Here is a 19,410-nt window from a genome sequence, read left to right on the forward strand (position 1 = left end):
AGCAAGAACTTATTCTGATTTAGCGAAAGCGATTGAAAATGCTTTTAGCCAAGTCTCATTAAATGACATTTATAATTGGTTTACACATTCTTGTTACTGCACCTCACCAGAGTAGAAAACGCTATATAAGTTCAATAGGCAATAGGAAATAATACTATTGCCGTTTACTGTCTCACTAGGGATTTTGTAATAATTAGAGACATAACCCCTAAGTTGTTCTTGACGACCTATGACCCCAGATGAGATTAAAACAGCATTGCAAACAGCCTTTAAGCGTTGTGATGTAGCCAGCTGTCCTCTCTCTGAAACGCAGAAACAGATATTACTGCAAGTAGTCAAGCAAATTTCTCAAGATTCCACATACGATATTGCTAACCCTTTAGACGAATTAGATTCCGAAGAACTGTTAGCATTCTTAAAATTTGTCAAAACAGAAGAACAACAAAACCGCACATGGAAAGTGCAACTACTCAATGATTGGCTGCATAGTCAAGACTCAGGCGCAGTCCAATTCATCCGCGAACGCTATGGTTTGCAATGGTTGAATCGAGTCGAGTCATATCATTTTGATAAATATGCTGATTTTGAAGATGCACTCAAGTTAAGAGTAGGCGATCGCATCGAAGTTTCCAACGCCCTCTGGGAATGGGTACAAGACAATGGCCCTTGTCCACGAGAATGGTTTCTCTGCACTGTAATTCACATCGATGAAATCAGCGATACTAACAACTCTTCTCAAAATTGCATTATTCGCTTTTATAACGGTTCTGAATTTGAAATTCAAGGCATTTATGATTGGAACCGCTATAATTGGCGCTGGCCTCAAAATCAAAAATGAACTCAATTTTTGTAGTATGTAGCAATCCTAAATCATTTGTGAAATTCTCTTTCTTTTCTTTCTTTTCTTTCTTTGTGTCCTTTGCGTCCTTTGCGGTTCGTTAAAAAGAATACTTTTTCACAACTCAGATAGGATTGCTATATATATTTGTTGCACTCCTCAACTTTCCTCCTGAAGCCTACGCCGTAAATCATCCAGTGATGATTCTACTTCAGTAATCTCTAAATCTTGACTATTATTTATTTCCACATCCTCTTCAATATAAAACTCAATGCTGAGTTTAAATTTTATTTTGCCATTTTTCCAGTTTTGCGAACCTAGTGTTAGGATTTTGCAGTCTATCCCTTTATGAGAGAAATAGTCACCTGATGGAAATTGAATTTTTTGATTATTTAATCCTTGTTGTAACTGATTTGATAAATTCTGATTAGATGATTGACTTGTTCCAGACTTAATTCGGCGGATTTTATAAATGTTATCTCCAATTTCTACAACGTCATCATCATTACATTCTATAAGTTTGAATATATCTTCCATATCACCCTCGATTTTAAAATTAATCATCGCTTTGATGGTCACAGATACCCAACTTTTCAAATAAGTCAGGTATCTTCTGATTCACCAATAAATTAGGCAGCAAATATCTCAAGTTTTACCTTGTTTTCATCGCGCTTAATCAATCTTGAATTTGTACCATCCCATCCAACAAACCATCAGAAATTACTACACCATTACTTGCAGCAATCTTTTCTACAGCATCTAATTCATTTAGATTAATTACTGGCAATAAATAGTCATATAATTGCATTGCCTGTAAACAACTATTCATTCCCGATACTGCTGTGTTATAACTCTCTATTTTTTGTTCCACAGCACTTAGCAAGCGGCGATTCTGCAAAATTTTCTCTTCTGCTTCGTGTTGTAAAGTCTGTTCTAAATAAACACGCGCTTGGGGATATTGCTGTAAAATATCATCCGCTTGTTGTTCCGCCATTGGTAACAATTGTGTTTTGAGAATTTGATTGATAGTTTGGCGAAAAGATGTCCGAATAGTATAGGAAACTTTAGGTTCAAAATCTAACTTTAACAATTGCCGAATTGCTGGTTCAGCTTCAATCATACTTTCACAGTCATAACTTTGGGAAGTTTGCTGCAAAGTTTGGCGAAATTGATAGATAGAAAAAGTGCCTTCATCATAAAATCTCGGACTTTCGCGCACGAAGCGATCGCATTCTACACTAGCTGCACTTACTAAAGCTAACGTTACCTGTTTTTCGATGGCTTTGATGTTTTGTTCAATCCCACCATCATTCCCCAATAAACGATATAACTGACGATAGTATTCAGTTTTGCGAATTGTCTCAATTAAGCGTTGAAAGAAATTAGCAACTAATTGTTCAGAGGAATTGACTAAAATATCTTCCAACTGATTGGATAAATAATAAAATGCCTCGACTAAAATCGCTAGTAATGGTGCAGTTGCATTCCGCAGATGACTCAAAGTTGCACGACGATAAGCATCAGCTACAGAAAACGTATCTAGCAATTCATCTAAACGCCGAATCATCCGTGATTGCAATTGACGGAAATCAGCTTCAAAGGTATCACAACTATTATTAATGACTTGGTTGATTTCTGCGATAATATGTTGATTAAAATCTTTACCAATTTCCTGTAGTTGTTGGTTGAGTCGCTGTAATTCCTGCGACTTCATCGCCTCAATTTCCCTTGGTTGACTGTCTAAATCTCGATAAACTGACTGATAATTTTTTTTCAGTTTAATACAAATGCCTTCTAAATCATCAGCCAGGTTTTGAAACAACATCGGCCGCTTTTCTTCTGTGAGATAGCGGGTAATAGCTGTGCGAAATTCTTCAATTCCACTATCGAGAATTAGTTGATTAATTAAAGGTGTACCTTGTTCAGCTAAGATACGCAAATAATTTTGATTGGGAGTTTCAAACCCATTCAAAGAAATCCGAAAGTTAGTATGAGAAAGCTTACCAGAAGTCACACAATAGTTATTAAATGCGTAGACAAACTGTGGTGTTTCTTCTTCTCCATTCAAACCTTTAACACTTTCTGCAAAGATAGAATCTAAACCAAATCTATTTTGTATGCTTGTCTGTTTAATTTGACTACCATAAAAACCAAGTAAGCCACTGGTTTTATAAACTCTGCTGGTATCACGGAACTGGCTGCTAATTAAATCATCCAATCGCTGCCTTAATTGGGTATTGTACCAAGTTTCGTCGATGCGGTTGAAGACATAAAAGACGCGATCGCGGATTCCACCATTTTCCCGCATTGTTTCTAAAAGCAGCGTTTCTTCTTTTGTCATATCACCAGCCGATGCAGGTTTCAGCACACACACCACTGCTGAAGTATCTGGATGTTGAATTTTAGCGTAAGTTAACTGTGCATCTTTCTCTACAGGTGCATCAATTCCTGGTGTATCAATAATAACGTTGCCATCTTCTAATAAAGGATGATTGCAATAATATTCAATTCGCTTTAAAACAGCACTATTACTTCCGCGTCTTGCATATCCTGCGGCTTCTTTTAAATTGGAAAAATTAAATGTCTCCATTGAATAAGTTGCATTATTAACTGTATGAATATGCTCCCGGTTTGTTTCATAACCTGCTAACAATAAAATTAATGCTTTGGCTTGTTTCGCTCGTTCCGAACGACTTTCGCCACCTTCCTGTTGTAGAATTAATTCACAGCCTTGATTGAGCAAAGTAATCACTTCATCTTGATTGATATTTACTGCTGTGGTAAATCCTAGTTGCTGACATAAATAACTTGCTTGTTCTCGAATTTCCGCTTCACTTAAAAACGTCAGTACGACTCTTTCTTGATCTAGTTCTGCATATTCAATTTTGCATTCTGTCCCTGTGGCATGACCTTCTGCACTATACAGTAATTCTCTCTCCAAGAGTGCATTAATTAGCATAGATTTACCTGCACTAAATGCACCTGCAAATACAATTTCAAACTTTGGAGAAATAGCCTTGCCTAAAGAAGTTTGTACAGGTGTGATATCCTGAGAACGTAAAGCAGGTTCTTGCTGAAAAAGTTGTAAGATTAATTCAACTTGCTCTTTTAAATTTGCACATTGAATCGGCAAGCTAGTCATTTTTAATACCCCGAAGATTACATATATATTAGTAATGATTAAATATGCAAAACCTCAGTAAATCTACTTGCATATAAATGACTTGACAAATCATCTCCTGACTGATTGAAGAAGTCGCAGCAAAAGAAACTAGAAACGAATATTATGTAGTCTTGAAGTAGGAAATCACCTTTGTCTCAGGTACTGATATGAGTCTTATCTTGATATCTGTATTCTGTTTTGGTAAATAATTTTGTTTGATATTTTAAATGAATGTATCAATTTTTGGGATGCTAACTAAATTGTCTACCTTCAATCTGAGCTAGTAATAAACTCTATCTAAAGAGAGATGAAATAAAGCGTATTATGATATAAGCAAATGCCGTTTTTGTTTATGTAATCAACGTCAACTATTGCCATTAACTCTGAGCGATAGATTTCATTTTGTTAGCAACCAACATCTTCTAGACTGCTAAGTTGAAAACTTAACTTAAAGTAACAGTTTGTATTTTAATTTTAACGAGCGCGGCAGGGTTCGAACCTGCGGCCGATTGCTTAGAAGGCAATTGCTCTATCCACTGAGCTACGCGCCCAAGCTAAAGTCATGGCTGTGACTAGAGCCATCAATAACAATTATATCGTTATCGCCCCTAAGAAGCAATCAAAAATTGCAGATTTGCCATAGCAAGGCTAAGATGCTAGTCGAACAAAGCAAATCAGTTATTGATTAGCTATATTGGGTGGTCAAGGCAAGTTATTTGCATTTTAGTGGAGATATCCTTTGGGTAGCTTACACTAGGGTGGCTAAAGAGCGATCGCGCCACTGACCCTAATTACGTACTAAGTAATCGCACTCTTGGCGATGTTACTAAATCAGATTATAGATCGCATATCCACAAAGCCCCTGTGAGGAGTTATTTTAGCGTGCCATGTTTATTCTCAAACGGCAGGATGTTGAAATATCAAGCATTCAGCACCCAAAAAGGGATCAGCAAGTGCCGATCCTCCATTATCAGGGGCAAACCTTTCGGTTGATTAGTTTATTTAAAGCTAATCAAGAAGAAGAAGCTCGCGCCTTGTGGAGAGATTTGACAGATAATCGCGGTAAAGCTTGTGTCTTACTAGAAGAGCCAGATCGTTTTAGCATCTGGGGTAAAATCCGCTTAGAACAGCTAGATGGTGATACTGGTGGTCATGGTAAGACAGACATACTCATTCAAGCCAGTATTTTGCTACTACAAGCGGTACATCTGGATATTGAAGAGTTTTTAGGCGCTCGTCAATTAACATTATTTGAAAAAGATATGGGGGAAGTTTTTCGACAGCAGAAATTTCCTGAAGCTTCTTCCCCCGAATCTGTTAAGCATTTAGTGACCATAGATCCCTTAGAAGACACCAAACTTCCAGCTTGGCAAGAAAATCATGTAACTACGTTTTTACAGGAACTGCACAAGCTAGGAAAAACTTATTTTGGTAATGCCAACTTTGCCAATAAAGTAGCCGATAGGTTACAGGATATGGCAGAAGGCGAGCGATCGCTATTTATCTCTTGGCTAAATCAATCTTCCCTCAACAAACTCTGGCAATAGCCAGCAAAACCATGAATTGTAAAGTATGAAGCCTGAAAAACTCACTTATATCCTGAATTTTTGCAAAAAAAGCTTTTTTGCTCCCATAGCGACCAAGGCACATACCAATAAATTCTCACTTTATCTTCAGACTTCAGACTTCCAACCTTCCAGCGTGCATATACATAGTCAATTCCTATGAGTAGCTCTTACAACAATTCTCTGCGTTCTAAATCTATATTCAGTAATCGTAATATTATCTTGGCCGGAATTGCCTGGGCGGTAGCGGCACTATTATATTTTTTGCTATTTAGTGCTAAAATTCCAGGAGCCAACGGCGTAGAAAGTCGTGCCGAATGGTATGTAATTGGCACAAATATTTTTGAAGCGTTAGCTTACTTGGGTGCTGGTATTTTATGCTTAAGGAATTGGCGTAGCCCCCAAATCGTCAGTAGTCGAAATGTGTGGTTGGCAATTGCCATTGGTATGCTTTCTTATTTCCTGGGAGGGATATTTTTTGGCTATACAGAAATAATTTTAAAAGAAGAACCGGATGTATCCATTGGCGATGTATTTTTTGTATTGACTTATATTTCCCTGGGCGTAGGCATGATCTTAGCTGTGGCATCAAGACGTATTAATCTCGAAAAATGGCAATGGCTGATTGTTGCAGCCATCGGAGTCTTTGGTAGTTTGGTGGCATGGTGGATTTCAATGCAACAAACAACACCAACAGAACTACTAGCCGCAATTTTGAATTGGTTTTACGTTGTGAGTGATGTATTGTTGCTGATTATTGCAACAACCTTACTCTTGGCTTTTTGGGGTGGACGGGTAGCTCAATCTTGGCGAATGATTGCAGCGGCCGCGTTTTCGCTTTACATTGCAGATATGTGGTTTAAATTCGCTCAAGGGCCTAATTATCAAAGTGGAGACATATTAGAAGTGTTTTGGGTGTTTAGTGGAGTGTTATTCGGTATGGGCGCAGTCCTAGAACATGACGCATCATTGAGCCGGACTCGCCGGGAGCGTGGACGTAAACGAGCTTAGATTTGGTGTCTACCGTGAGAAAACTAACAGAATCAGATAAACAAGAAATTCTTAAGTTATATCGAGAAACTGCTGAAACGACCTCGACTTTAGCAGAACGTTATGACGTGAGCAACTCAACCATCAGTCGTCTGCTCAAAAGTACCTTACCGGAAGATGAGTACGAATACTTAGTTTCTTTGAAACGGGCAGCTCGGACTCCTGAAGGCAGGGCGCAGGTAAATTATGAGCAGTTGCCTTTGCTGGTACCAAAAGAGCCAGAAATCGAACCGCCTCAGAGCGAAAGCAAACCAATAGAGTTGCCCAAGCTCAAGTCACAAGAGCCAGTCATTGAAGCCGCATCAGAATCAGAGGATGATGAGGACTCAAATTCTGGTGTTAGAAGAGTGCGGCGGCGTTCCTCGGCAACTACAGAAAAACCAAAGCCAAAATTGGTGAAAAAAGCTGAAATTCCGCCAGAACCAGCACCGGAAATTGCCAGCATTCCTAGTCCGATACCGGAAGAAGAACGTCCCAAAGTTGTGGCTTTTGCCGATATTCTGGGCGAAGAACTGCTCGATGAGTCTGAAGATTTAGATGATCTAGACGATGATTTAGATGATGACGATTTAGATGATGATGATTATGAGGAGGATGACGATGACTTTGACGAGCCAAGACCTTTAGTTACAAGACGCAGGTTAGGTGAAGCACCAGTCCAAGTTTTGCCATTGTCGGCGGCTAATTTACCGAGAACTTGTTATTTAGTAATTGACCGTTCTGCCGAGTTAATTACTAGACCACTCAAAGATTTTGGTGATTTGGGGCAAATTCCGACTCTGGAAACTCAACAGCGCACTCTGCCGATATTTGATAACCATCGCGTAGCCAAACGTTTCTCGACAAAGCGCGATCGCGTAATTAAAGTTCCTGATAGTAGAATGCTACACAAGACACGGACTCACCTCCAAGCCAAAGGCATCACTCGCCTGTTAATTGATGGTCAAGTCTACTCTTTGTCTGCACTTTAACTAAAAGGCAGGAGACAGGAGGCAGCAGGTAGAAGGACAATATTACTTACCTGTCACCTGTTCCCTGTTTCCTAATTGTGCGTGTAAACAGCAGCAGTAAAACGCTTCGCTAAATTCACAATGTCTTGTTTGCGAGCAACTTGATTTACCCAGAGTTGAGGTATACCCTCAATACCGTAGTAAATTCCCGCTAACCCACCCGTGACAGCCGCAGTTGTATCTGTGTGTCCGCCCAAATTTACAGCTTTTAACACTGCTTCTGCATAAGATGAGCTATTTAACAAACACCATAAAGATGCTTCTAGGGTATCAATGACATAGCCGCCAGATTTAATCTCTTCAATTGGTAAGCTGGCTATTTCACCACTGAATACTCTAGCAAAATGGGGCATTTCTGCCAGGAATTGCGGTGCAGAATAAATACTTTGAATTTTCTCTAAGCCTTGAGCGTAAGCGGTGGGTAAATTAGCGCCTTGCAGCAGTTCAATGGCGATACTAGTATAAATGCCGCAGGCCATTTGCGATCGCACATGAGCATGGGTAATGCAAGACACTTGATGCACCCGCGAAATCAATTCCGGGAAATCTAAGGTTTTATGGCAATAAGCCATCGGTAAAGTTCTCATCAAAGAACCATTACCATTACTCATTTCGCTGGTTCCCCCAGCCTCTAAAGGTGGAACCCCTTGGTTAATTCGCATAATAGCCGCATGAGTACTCTGGCCGATGCCAAATATTTCCCCTCTGGGAGTCCAGTAAGCTTGCTTGTACCACCGCCAAAAAGACAAAGCAATAGCATCCAAAGAATACCCTCGACAAAGGCTTTCTGCCAAGCAAAACGTTAGAGAACTATCATCAGACCAAGTTCCCGGCGGTTGATGCCATGTGCCGTAACCCAGCATCTTCGTGACAGGGAATTTCATTCGTTCAGCGCGGCTTGTAAACTCCACCGGCACACCCAAGGCATCACCGACACATAAACCCATCAAACCCGACAATGTTTGTGTAGCGGTTTGCATTATGCCATCTCCACGAAAATTGCCAAAACTTCATAGCCAGAACACAAGCAGCCCAATATCCACAGGACTTACGCATCAAAATTTTCTGTGGGGATTGGGTGTGAGGGTGAAAGGGGATGGGGTGTAAGGGTTTTGAATACTTACACCCTTACACCCTCATACCCCTGCACCCTGTTCTAAAACCTTATTTTTTCGTTTTTTTGCGTAAGTCCTAATCCATAAATCACACCCAACCCTGATAATCGCCTTTGGGTACTGAATTCTGATGAATTTACTTTATATATTTCTGCCATAGCTTATTGCTATTACTGCTACAGGCAATTGTTAGGCATTAGTTGAAATTGCAAAATTATCAATTTCCATTGAATCGTTCATGTAAGAAAAAATTCACTTTTCTTCCGTTTCTGTGCCAGTTTTTTAAGCGCCTACTCGCAAAAGTTCCGGTTGCGATAAATCTTGCTGCGAATATCAGCAAATTTTATGCCAGCTAAAATAGTAAATCTACTATTAGCTTTTGGGCATTAATCATCACAGCTTTTTTTGGGGAATCAAAAATTATTTGGAACTTTCATACACAATTTACGACTTAGAAAATAACAGTAATAATTAACAAAATTGAACAAAATTATGAAAGGTTTACTTCGGTCTTTCGTGGCAATTTCAGCATTGTCCTCTTTAGTTATTGCACCCTTGATGATGAATGCCGGACAAGCAGCAGCTCAAGATAAAAAAGGGACTGATGCTAGTTACATTGGTGCTGGTGTTGCAGCAGGTGTTACCAATGGCGGACTCAACAACGATGCGGCTAACTTAGGTGGTAATCTCACAGGTAGAGTCAAATTAGGCAACCTCCCAGTTTCTGCACGCGGTAATGTTCTCTGGAATGATCAGACGACTAGTATTATTCCAGAAGTTTCCGTAGACGTGCCTATTGCTAATAGAACTAATGCCTATGTTACTGGTGGTTATTCTTTTGTCGAAAAAGATGGTTCACCCAGTCCTTTAGGTAATAGAGATTCTGTTGTGGTGGGTGCTGGTGTCGAATCAGAAGTTGCGAATAATTTCTTGATTTACACAAATGCCAAAGTGGGACTACGTGCTTATCAAAATAGTCCAGCTTCTGCTGTTAGCATCAATGGTGGTATTGGCTATCGTTTTAAATAACTAACTCTCTCGGAAGTGAGAAGTTAATCTTTCAATAGACGTAATTTTTGTGAGTAGTTCTAACATTTATAAATGTTAGAAAATAAAGATTTATTAGCTACAACTCATACTTAAGGATGTTGGGATAATTCCAGTTCAACATGGTGAATGGTGTTGTTGAACTTTGAAGGTTGACGGAATATCAGACTTTATCCGTAAAAGTCAACGAAAACCAACAAACTTAAAGTTGATTTATACCACCTACTTCTATATGCTGGTTTTGTTAAGTGTAAAACTATCGACAAAGCCGGCTTTTCGCCGTGTTACAATTGTCGTATTCCTCATATTTCCGACCGAATTACCGGGAATCACTGAGCCAAAAACTTAGCCTTGGGTTTCATCCCTGCTTTATTGAGAATACTATACAACTCTCATGGTTAAATCTGCTCCTCCTCCACTCGCCAACCGTAAGCCCTCAAAAGTAGAAGGCATCAAAGAAAATAGTAATTTTTTGCGTGAACCTGTAGCAACGCAGATTCTTGAGGATACTACTCACTTTAGTGAAGATGCGGTGCAAATTCTCAAGTTTCATGGCTCCTACCAGCAGGATAACCGCGATAATCGCGTCAAGGGGCAGGAGAAAGATTACCAATTTATGCTGCGGACAAAGAACCCAGGGGGGTTTGTACCGCCACAATTATATTTGGCTTTAGATAAGCTGGCTGATGAATATGGCAACCACACATTAAGAGCTACTACTCGTCAAGGGTTCCAAGTGCATGGCATCTTAAAGAAAAATCTCAAGGCTGCCATTGCGACTATTGTTAAAAATCTAGGTTCGACTTTGGGCGCTTGTGGAGATATTAACCGCAACGTCATGGCTCCACCAGTACCTTTCAAAAATCGCGCTGATTATCAGTATGCTTGGGAATATGCCCAAAACATTGCTGACTTGCTATCTCCTCAAACTGGTGCTTATTACGAAATTTGGCTAGATGGCGAAAAAGCTATCAGTGCAGAAGAAAATCCAGAGGTGAAGGCGGCGCGGCAAAGTAATGGTAGCGGCACAACTTTTACTGACAGTGAAGAACCTCTGTATGGTACTTACTATATGCCGCGCAAATTCAAAGTTAGCGTGACAGTACCGGAAGATAATTCCATTGATTTATATTCCCAAGACTTGACTTTGGTAGTTATTACCAACTCTCAAGGGGAACTAGAAGGATTTAATGTCTTTGCTGGTGGCGGTTTAGGCAGAACCCATAATAAAGAAGAAACATTTGCCAGGTTAGCAGACCCCATTTGCTATGTAGATAAAGCAGATGTTTACGAAATTGTCAAGGCCATTGTGGCGACTCAGAGAGATTATGGCGATCGCACTGACCGCCGTCACGCTCGTTTAAAATACTTAATCAATGATTGGGGTGTAGATAAATTCCGCGCCAAAGTTGAGGAATATTTTGGTAAGCCAGTCGCCCCCTTTAAACCACTGCCAGAATTTAAATATGAAGACTTTCTTGGTTGGCAAGAACAAGGCGATGGCAAGTTATTTTTAGGTATCTCCATCGACAATGGGCGGGTAAAAGATGAAGGTTCATTGCAACTCAAAACCGCCTTGCGGGAAATTGTCGAAAAATTTCACCTACCTATCCGCTTAACACCCCACCAAAACCTGATTTTCTGCGACATTGCCCCAGAAAACCAAGCAGCCATCCAAGAAATTCTCGACCGTTGCGGTGTTGTCTCTGACCCCGGTAAAATTGAACCTCTGTTTCGCTATGCAATGGCTTGTCCAGCTTTGCCTACCTGTGGCTTGGCTATTACCGAATCAGAACGGGCAATACCAGGAATTTTAGAACGAGTCCGGGCGTTATTAGATAAAGTTGGTTTACCAGATGAGTCTTTTGTCATCAGAATGACAGGCTGTCCTAATGGTTGCGCTCGTCCTTACATGGCAGAATTAGGTTTTGTTGGTAGTGCGCCAGAATCTTATCAAGTTTGGTTGGGCGGTTCACCACATCAAACAAGATTGGCACAACCAATAGTCGAAAAGTTGCACCACAACGACATTGAAAGCTTTTTAGAACCAATTTTTGTTTTCTTCAAGAAATCACGCCAAGCAGAAGAAAGCTTTGGCGATTTTTGCTCACGGGTTGGTTTTGATGCTATTCGTGAATTTTCAGCACAGTATCAGCCGGAAACTATCGCCGTCACCACCGCAGAAACTTCAGCACCAGCCAAAAAGAAAGCTGCACCCAGCCGCTCCCGTCCCCGCATTAGCCTTTATGATGATGTTTACAGCAAGTTGAAGGAAACTGCTACCAGTCAAGGTAAATCAATGACAGAAATCGTCAATGAAGCCTTGAAGATTTACTTGCAGATAGATAAGTAACTAGGACTTACGCACCAAAATTGTCTGTGGAGATTGGGTGTAAGGGTGAAGGGGTATGAGGTGTAGGTATTCAAAACTCCTACCCCCCTACGGTGAAGTCAAAATTCAAAAGAAATAGAATTTTTGAATTTTGACTTGATTTTGCCCCTAAACCCTGCTCTAAAAACTTCATTTTTCGTTTCTTTAAACAATTAACTTGATTTCAGGATTACTCTATTTCTTCACAACGAATTAATAACTTTTCCATCGCCTCTGCTAAAGAAATTAAATCTTTCCAAGAAGAACCAGTGACTAAATTTTGCGCGTGTGCTAGTCGGTTGCGTAATTGTTCAGCAGATTTAAGGAAGCGTTCACCAAATCGTTTTGACTTTAATTCCAGTTGTTCCAGCAGTTCTGGTTGATTTAACACTAATTCTCGTTTGTCACAAAACTGGAGATAATCTAATAAATCTGTGGCTTCGTTTCTTTCTTGACTTTCTCGCCACAGCCGTTTAGCAATTTCTACCCGTTCTGGTTTGAGGAATTTTTGCCAAGAATCTTGGGGATAATAAAGCCTTACCAGTCGGAGTAAGTTCATTTCTAGCAATGTGACCAAGCCAAATAGTAGCATTCGCACTGGTGCTTTTTGTAAGTCGCCACAAGTCACAATTCCACTAACTTGATTGCAATCTAAGACAAATAAGCGAGGAGTTTGCCGCAAAATCGGTAATAACTTCATCAGTGGCGTAGAAATGGCTATCAGTTCTTGGGAATGAAACACTCGTTGATAGTCGCCGCATTTACCCGATTTTGCTTGGATTAAACAAGAGCGTTCAATATAACCAGTGATATTGTCTCCCGTTTCAATACCGACCACATCAAAATCCTGTGCTTCCATCCATTGCAAAACCTCTACTACCTCTGCTTGGGAGGACACAGCTTTTAGAGGTTCTGCTACATACTCGATTGTAATGTTGTTCTCAAACAAACTCCGCAGGTCTTGCGATCGCGATTTTAGGTGTTTCATCTACCTTGAGCCATAAGACATCCGCAGGATTAGTATTTCACTCTCGGCGGCTTTCTGTCAGTGCAAGCTAAGAACCAATCCTCTAATCAGTAGTTGCACAAAACTCAACTCATTCGTGGAGGTAGGGAACAGGTAACAGTTCGACAAGCTCAGGGTATCACTGGTAACAGGACAGGAATATGCGTAAATCTGTCTAAAGATATTAATAATAATTAATTGTTATATCACTTGATAGATACATCAAAATAGAAAATCCTGATATTTTTTCCTTAGTTTACAAATAGTCAAGGTAAAAAATATGAGTATCGAAAATCGCATCGAAGCAACTGCTAAAAATATTGAAGGTAAAGTACAGGAAGTAGTTGGTGAAGTTACAGGTAATCCCGCAGATAAAGCTGAAGGTAAAGCTAAACAAGCGGAGGCGAACGTAATTCACACCACAGAAAACATCAAAGATGAACTTAAAAAAGCTATAGACTAAGTTATAGAGTAAGTTCTGAGTGCTGAGGAGAAAGCTAGTATATTCAATGCTTTGAGTAATCAATACTGTACTCAGCTATGAGACTAAGGCTATAATTTTGTTGTTCAGCTTTTATTTTTATACAAAAAACTCCACTTTAGATACAAGTGGAGTTTTTGATATATTATGATTGATTGTAACAACAAAATCAGCCTAACCATAATTTTTTATTCAACTAATAACTGGGGCGATTAGTAAGTAAACTCCAGATAAAAATAGCAATAATTGCGCCAATAATGGCAACAATTACCCCCGGAATACTCAGTGTTGCCGCAGTAAATTGGAACCTGCCAGTTTCTAACAATGTCACCAGAGTTCCACCAATTAAAGCACCGATGATTCCTAAAACCATAGTTGCCAAAATGCCACCACCTTGACGGCCAGGATAAATAGCTTTAGCAATGGCTCCAGCAATCAAACCTAAAATAATCCAAGCAATAATATTCATAATTAATTCTGCAAAGATTCTCCCAGTATGTTATTGAGAGCTACTTGCTTTTCCTTCTACCTCAAGAAATAAGTATTATGGCAAGATAAGTATAATGTCTTCTTTAATCTACTTTTGTTGACAATCTATGTCGGATAATTTATGAATAAAACCCCCCGGATTCGGATACCACCTGAAGTTAGGCAATATGTATTTCAACGTGATAAATGTCAATGTCAAAGCTGCGGTAAGACTGATTTAGAAACTAATTTGACCATTGACCATATCATTCCTTTGGCGCGTGGTGGTCAAAATGATATCAGCAATTTACATACTCTTTGCTTGACTTGTAATCTCAAAAAATCCGACAAAACAGATCAGCGTTTTCGACGACATTTTCAAAGTTAGGCTAATCTAGAAGAGGCTGTTAGTTTTGAATTTGTATGTCTCGTAAAGTCAACAGCAATTCTCGTAGATTTGGTAAACTTAAAACCCCGGCATTGTATTTATTAGCTGCGATCGCTATTTTAGCGGCTGCCTTTCCTAAACTGTATGAAATTAAAACAAAAGCGGGGATTAACATCTCAGGTAGTTATCATGCTGGCACATTTTTAGAAAAGCACACGTTTGGTTTATTTAGGTGTGAATGGCTTTATCCATATCGCTGCGATCGCCGCAATGGCAAAGTTTAACAGCTAAACTATATTAGCCGTAAATCACTCCTCACAAACAAGATACCCGACTGATGAAATAAGTCGGGTATTTGAATGAGTATATTGTGACAAATTTAAAATTAGATTTTTACTAAACAGCGCCACTCTTTTTGTTAAACAAAATAGCAACAGTTTTGAAAATTAACTTTAAATCGTACAGCAAACTCCAATTTTTTTGATATTGCAAATCCAAGCGAATTACATCTTCAAAACTGCGGACTGTAGACCGACCATTAACTTGCCATTCTCCAGTCATTCCTGGTTTGACATCTAAACGTTGCCACTCTGGTACTTCATAACGTTCAACTTCATCAGGTGTTGGTGGTCTAGTACCTACTAAACTCATATCACCTTTGAGAACATTCCAAAATTGTGGTAATTCATCTAAACTTGTGCGCCGTAAAAATCGCCCAACCTTGGTAATTCTGGGGTCGTTGTCATTCTTAAAAAATGCCCCCTGGACTTGGTTTTTGACTAAAGCTTTTTTGGCTTCCGCATCTACACACATAGAGCGAAATTTCCAAATTTTAAATCGCTTACCCATCCAGCCACATCGGGTTTGACTAAAGAAAATCGGGCCAGGATCATCAATTGTAATTGCAATAACAATCGGGATCAGCAACATTCCTGTAATTACTAAACCCACTAGTGAACCCACTATATCAATCAAGCGTTTCATCCAAGAGGCTATAGAGGGGTGAGTAGTAGGAAGTTGCTCTAGTTTACGAGAACTATTTTTAGAGACTTCTATATCATTTTCTGCTGCGATAAATGCGGCTTCGCCACTAGACTCCATCGGAAAAACTTGATCTAATCCTGTCAGAGTTAGTACCGCCATAACTTGGGGGGTAACATCTCGCAGAATTAGGGTAATTCCTCTTTCTTGAGCAATTTTGTAATTACTAACCAGAGCGCCTAAACCACTACTGTCCATAAAAATCGTCTGGTGAAAATCAACGATGATTTTCTTCAGGTGTGGGTTAGTTGCGATGAGGTCTTGGCAGGTTTGTTTAAAGCCGACTGCTTCTATCACGCTTAACCGCGCCGATACCTGCACTATCGCCGTTTCATTGAGGGAAGTAACTGGGAAATTTACCTCTGTGGGTTGGCTAGTCATGAAGCTCTGCACTTTCGTTGCCATGTAAATTTAATCTGCCAAACATTATTTTGTCCTAGAAAATCACTGAACCTCAAATTTCAGGGGTAGGAACAAAGACTGAATTGTTTGCTGTAGTTGGAGTGGTGAGGACGTTTTAAAGCATAAGGCCAAGAAAAGTAATATTTTTACCTTCTGCTCCTTTTTGCTTTTGACTGTAGTTATCTAGGTTTAGAGCCGAGATTGCCAAGGACGATTCACAATAGAACAAGAACACAAAAATGTACTTGTTTTGATATCGCCACGGCGCGATCGCTTTGCTACTATCCCATGACTGCTAACACTACAGAACCTACCGCACGACTGATTGAGGTCTTTTCTGCTATTCAAGGGGAAGGATTGAATGTCGGGACACGTCAAATTTTTATTCGCTTTGCTTTGTGTGACTTACGCTGTCATTTTTGCGATAGCTCCCACACATGGAATGCACCCACTACCTGTAAGGTAGAACGATCACCTGGATCACGAGAGTTTGAAATTCACTCTAATCCCGTCCCCTTAACCATATTACTCGACTGGATTAAACATCAAAATCTACCGTTGCTACACGATAGCATTAGCCTGACTGGCGGTGAGCCACTTTTACATGCCCCTTTTTTGCATGAATTTCTGCCCCAAGTGCGATCGCTTACTGGTTTACCAATATACCTAGAGACTGGGGGACATCGCCCAGAACAACTGGCGATGATTTTGCCTTACCTAGACTCTGTGGGTATGGATTGGAAACTGCCTAGCGTTAGCGGCGAGACTTATTGGCAAGAACATACAAAATTTCTCCAATTATGCCACAACAACCCATCTTTAGATATTTTTGTCAAGATAATAATTTCGCAAAGTACCAATCCTGATGAGTTGCAAAGAACAGCTTTACTGATAGCAGATATCAATCCCAAGGTTCCTGTTTTTTTACAACCAGTTACCCCCTTACCGGCTTCTGAACAGTTCACTACTACCCCCTTACTCGCCCCAAATCCTGACCAAGTGCTGATGTGGCAAGCTTTAATGAAAAAGTTTGTGCCTCATGTCCGGGTTGTGCCGCAAACTCATAAAATGCTCAATCAATTGTGAAGAAAAAGTGTTGAGTGCTAAGTGCTGAGTCGTGTGAAACTTTGATGAAGATTTTCCTGTATCAAAACCGTATTCTATTAAGTAACAATGTGATATTGACTACCTTAATTTTTCGATAACCTTTCTTTAATCTAGAAGTCCAAAGCTGAAACCACTGTGTCTTTTTGCAAGGTATACATGATTTCTGTCAAGCATTGGATTTCTGGATTTAGTCTTTCCCTGGTCACTGCCATAGTTAGTGTTACAGGATCAGCCACAACTGCTAGTGCAGTTTCTTTGGTTAATGGCATCACAATTCCTGGTGGTAGTACAGATTTATCTGCTTCTAGTACGAATAGCGCCAACACTAATCGCCTGGGATTTTTCTCTGACCTGTACTACGATCGCTCCAATAATGTGTACTATAGCCTCGCCGATCGCGGCCCCGGTGGTGGTGTCATCAGCTACAACCCACGAGTGCAGAAATTTTCTTTGGATGTTGACCAAAATACAGGAGCTATCAGTAATTTCCAGTTACTAGACACGATTATCTTCACCCAAAATGGTCAAAATTTTAACGGATTAAATCCCGGAATCCTCAATGGAAATGCCAGCCTTCTTGGTCGCAGTTTTGACCCAGAAGGATTTGCGATCGCCCCGAATGGGAATTTCTACGTTTCCGATGAATATGGCCCCTCTGTCTACGAATTTAGCCCGACTGGTTCTTTTATCCGGGCATTTAACACCCCCAGTAATCTGATCCCCAGACAAAGTGACAATACAATTAACTACGTTGATGGTCGTCCCACAATTGCCACTGGTCGTCAAGACAATCGCGGCTTTGAAGGCGTAACCCTCAGCCCAGACGGTAGCCGCCTATTTGCCATGCTGCAAGACCCGTTAGTTAACGAAGGTTCCCCCGATGGACGGCGCAGTCGCAATTTACGGATAGTTGAATTTGACACCAACACCGGGAATAGTACTGCTCAATACATCTATCAATTAGAAAGCTTGACAGATATTAATGCTCGTATTCCTGGAACAAGTGATGATTTTGGAGCTAATTCTCAAGGGCGCAATATTGGTATTAGCTCCATTACAGCCTTGAACAATAACGAATTTTTAGTCCTGGAGCGGGATAATCGTGGTGTGGGTGTGGAAGATCCCACAGGTGCGACTCCTGTTGCTAGTAAACGCATCTACAAAATTGATTTGACTGATGCAACCAACGTGGCTGATATTAGCTTGACAGGCATCAATGATTTACCTACTGAAATCACACCAGTCACTAAGATTTTGTTTGCTGATATTGCCGAATTTCTGAGAAATGCTGGACAACCCATTCCCGAAAAATTTGAAGGTTTGGCAATTGGGCCGCAACTTGCTGATGGTTCTTACGCCTTGATTGTGGGGACAGATAACGACTTCAGCGTGACCCAAAATGGACAGAATGTACAATTTGACGTGTGTACAGATGGGACTAACTTCTCTCAAGTCCCCATTGATAGCGGTTGTCCTACAGGACAGTCTTTAATTCCGACCTTTGTTTATGCCTTAAAAGCTAGTCAACAGGAATTAGCTGGATTTGTACCACCAAAAAAAGTTCCTGAACCAACCACAACGGCGGGACTAATTTTACTGGCTGCTAGTAGTTTATTTGTGAAGCGACAGTTTAAATCTTTGCAAAAGTAAATAAATTATTTTTTGGGTGGGTACTGCCCACCCAAGATAATTCTTTGTAGTTACAGTCCGCTATCTTCGGGAGTGCGAGATTTAGCTTTTGCCTTGTTGGCGCTGCGTTTGAGGGCAGAAAGTCGTGCTTCATAACGAGACCGTTGGCGTTTGCTGGGAGTAGTATCAATTAAGGTTTTCAAGGCACTACCGAGACTCTTGTAAGCATTGGGGAGACTGTAACCAAAACGAGTTGCTAGTGCGATCGCTTTTTCATCAGCATCCAGCAATTCTCGCATTTGCTTTTCACCATTATTTTTTTGATAAAGTCGCCAACCAGAAACGCCACATAGCGCCAAGGCTAACACCAGCAACAATCCATCTTGTACCCACAATTCACCCACAGCACCGCCTAAACCAATAGCCAATGCTGCCATTTCCCAACCATCTTTGGGAATTGTGTCCATTTGAATGCGGGCAACTTCATGCCAGAACAGCAGATTACGCTGATCCATTGCGAGAGCATCCCATTTCACCAAGTCAATTTGAATTTCTACTTGGTCTTTACCAATTTCTTCGCTGCGGATCAGGGGTGGATTGACCTCAGTTGTGCCTTCAACTGTGACCCAGCTTTGCAATTCTGGTGGTAATAAGCCTTTTAATCGCCGGAGTTCACTCATTTCTGCTTTGGCAGAGGAGGTTGCATAGGATGTCATAAAATCCAGCCCT

Annotated in this window: 18 protein-coding genes and 1 tRNA gene; 11 read left to right on the forward strand and 8 right to left on the reverse strand. The window is 40.4% G+C overall.

The genetic code is table 11. The features are described 5' to 3' along the window. Positions 1–229: 229 nt before the first annotated feature. Positions 230–838 carry a hypothetical protein gene (locus H6G75_RS17035; RefSeq protein ID WP_190981212.1) on the forward strand — a complete coding sequence of 203 codons (609 nt, stop codon included), beginning with the start codon at positions 230–232 and terminating at the stop codon, positions 836–838. A gap of 159 nt (positions 839–997) precedes the next feature. Here H6G75_RS17035 and H6G75_RS17040 read toward each other — a convergent pair whose 3' ends face one another. The 3 genes from H6G75_RS17040 to H6G75_RS17050 all read right to left on the reverse strand — a co-directional run bounded on the left by H6G75_RS17040 (position 998) and on the right by H6G75_RS17050 (position 4,552). Then, entirely contained in the window at positions 998–1,417 is a 420-nt protein-coding gene (locus H6G75_RS17040; protein WP_313934861.1) for a KGK domain-containing protein, read from the reverse strand. A 97-nt stretch (positions 1,418–1,514) separates the two neighbouring features. Then, positions 1,515–3,980, reverse strand: coding sequence for a dynamin-like GTPase family protein (locus H6G75_RS17045; RefSeq protein WP_190981213.1), 2,466 nt, complete (start codon positions 3,978–3,980; stop codon positions 1,515–1,517). Positions 3,981–4,479: 499 nt separating this feature from the next. Then, a tRNA-Arg gene (locus tag H6G75_RS17050) sits at positions 4,480–4,552 on the reverse strand. Positions 4,553–4,888: 336 nt separating this feature from the next. Between H6G75_RS17050 and H6G75_RS17055 the strand changes: the two genes are divergently transcribed. From H6G75_RS17055 to H6G75_RS17065, 3 genes are all read left to right on the forward strand, one after another. Continuing rightward, complete coding sequence (locus H6G75_RS17055; protein WP_062287103.1) at positions 4,889–5,548, forward strand: Npun_F0813 family protein; 660 nt, start codon at positions 4,889–4,891, stop codon at positions 5,546–5,548. Positions 5,549–5,725: 177 nt separating this feature from the next. Continuing rightward, positions 5,726–6,577, forward strand: coding sequence for a hypothetical protein (locus H6G75_RS17060; RefSeq protein ID WP_190981214.1), 852 nt, complete (start codon positions 5,726–5,728; stop codon positions 6,575–6,577). Between the two features lie 14 nt (positions 6,578–6,591). Continuing rightward, entirely contained in the window at positions 6,592–7,587 is a 996-nt protein-coding gene (locus H6G75_RS17065; protein ID WP_190981215.1) for a transposase, read from the forward strand. A 71-nt stretch (positions 7,588–7,658) separates the two neighbouring features. Here the strand turns inward: H6G75_RS17065 and H6G75_RS17070 are convergent, their stop codons facing one another. After that, positions 7,659–8,606 (reverse strand): ADP-ribosylglycohydrolase family protein, encoded by a 948-nt coding sequence (locus H6G75_RS17070; protein WP_190981216.1) that lies wholly within the window; start codon positions 8,604–8,606, stop codon positions 7,659–7,661. A 627-nt stretch (positions 8,607–9,233) separates the two neighbouring features. Between H6G75_RS17070 and H6G75_RS17075 the strand changes: the two genes are divergently transcribed. Together H6G75_RS17075 and sir are read left to right on the forward strand one after the other, a co-directional pair. After that, positions 9,234–9,770: an outer membrane beta-barrel protein gene (locus H6G75_RS17075; RefSeq protein WP_190981217.1), complete on the forward strand. Its 537-nt coding sequence runs from the start codon at positions 9,234–9,236 to the stop codon at positions 9,768–9,770. A gap of 412 nt (positions 9,771–10,182) precedes the next feature. Beyond that, the gene (sir, locus tag H6G75_RS17080) at positions 10,183–12,141 is read left to right on the forward strand and encodes a sulfite reductase, ferredoxin dependent (RefSeq protein ID WP_190981218.1); all 1,959 of its coding nucleotides are present in this window, start codon (positions 10,183–10,185) and stop codon (positions 12,139–12,141) included. A 208-nt stretch (positions 12,142–12,349) separates the two neighbouring features. Here sir and H6G75_RS17085 read toward each other — a convergent pair whose 3' ends face one another. After that, the gene (locus tag H6G75_RS17085) at positions 12,350–13,147 is read right to left on the reverse strand and encodes a hypothetical protein (protein WP_190591445.1); all 798 of its coding nucleotides are present in this window, start codon (positions 13,145–13,147) and stop codon (positions 12,350–12,352) included. A gap of 298 nt (positions 13,148–13,445) precedes the next feature. Here H6G75_RS17085 and H6G75_RS17090 point away from each other — a divergent pair, with 298 nt between their 5' ends. Beyond that, positions 13,446–13,628: a CsbD family protein gene (locus H6G75_RS17090; protein ID WP_062287092.1), complete on the forward strand. Its 183-nt coding sequence runs from the start codon at positions 13,446–13,448 to the stop codon at positions 13,626–13,628. Between the two features lie 214 nt (positions 13,629–13,842). Here H6G75_RS17090 and H6G75_RS17095 read toward each other — a convergent pair whose 3' ends face one another. Then, on the reverse strand, positions 13,843–14,115 hold the full coding sequence (locus H6G75_RS17095; RefSeq protein ID WP_190591443.1) for a GlsB/YeaQ/YmgE family stress response membrane protein: 273 nt from the start codon (positions 14,113–14,115) through the stop codon (positions 13,843–13,845). 141 nt (positions 14,116–14,256) lie between these two features. Here H6G75_RS17095 and H6G75_RS17100 point away from each other — a divergent pair, with 141 nt between their 5' ends. Together H6G75_RS17100 and H6G75_RS17105 are read left to right on the forward strand one after the other, a co-directional pair. Next, on the forward strand, positions 14,257–14,502 hold the full coding sequence (locus H6G75_RS17100) for an HNH endonuclease (RefSeq protein ID WP_190981219.1): 246 nt from the start codon (positions 14,257–14,259) through the stop codon (positions 14,500–14,502). Positions 14,503–14,537: 35 nt separating this feature from the next. Next, positions 14,538–14,786, forward strand: coding sequence for a hypothetical protein (locus H6G75_RS17105; protein WP_190981220.1), 249 nt, complete (start codon positions 14,538–14,540; stop codon positions 14,784–14,786). A 112-nt stretch (positions 14,787–14,898) separates the two neighbouring features. Here the strand turns inward: H6G75_RS17105 and H6G75_RS17110 are convergent, their stop codons facing one another. Next, on the reverse strand, positions 14,899–15,948 hold the full coding sequence (locus H6G75_RS17110) for an anti-sigma factor antagonist (RefSeq protein WP_190981221.1): 1,050 nt from the start codon (positions 15,946–15,948) through the stop codon (positions 14,899–14,901). A 285-nt stretch (positions 15,949–16,233) separates the two neighbouring features. Here H6G75_RS17110 and H6G75_RS17115 point away from each other — a divergent pair, with 285 nt between their 5' ends. Continuing rightward, positions 16,234–17,031, forward strand: a complete 798-nt coding sequence (locus H6G75_RS17115; RefSeq protein WP_190981296.1) for a 7-carboxy-7-deazaguanine synthase QueE — start codon at positions 16,234–16,236, stop codon at positions 17,029–17,031. A 177-nt stretch (positions 17,032–17,208) separates the two neighbouring features. Continuing rightward, positions 17,209–18,702 (forward strand): esterase-like activity of phytase family protein, encoded by a 1,494-nt coding sequence (locus H6G75_RS17120; protein WP_190981222.1) that lies wholly within the window; start codon positions 17,209–17,211, stop codon positions 18,700–18,702. A gap of 50 nt (positions 18,703–18,752) precedes the next feature. Here H6G75_RS17120 and H6G75_RS17125 read toward each other — a convergent pair whose 3' ends face one another. Next, the gene (locus H6G75_RS17125; protein ID WP_062287077.1) at positions 18,753–19,397 is read right to left on the reverse strand and encodes a DUF3318 domain-containing protein; all 645 of its coding nucleotides are present in this window, start codon (positions 19,395–19,397) and stop codon (positions 18,753–18,755) included. Between the last annotated feature and the right edge of the window lie 13 nt (positions 19,398–19,410).

The organism is Nostoc sp. FACHB-280 (assembly GCF_014697615.1).
Taxonomy (GTDB): domain Bacteria; phylum Cyanobacteriota; class Cyanobacteriia; order Cyanobacteriales; family Nostocaceae; genus Nostoc_B.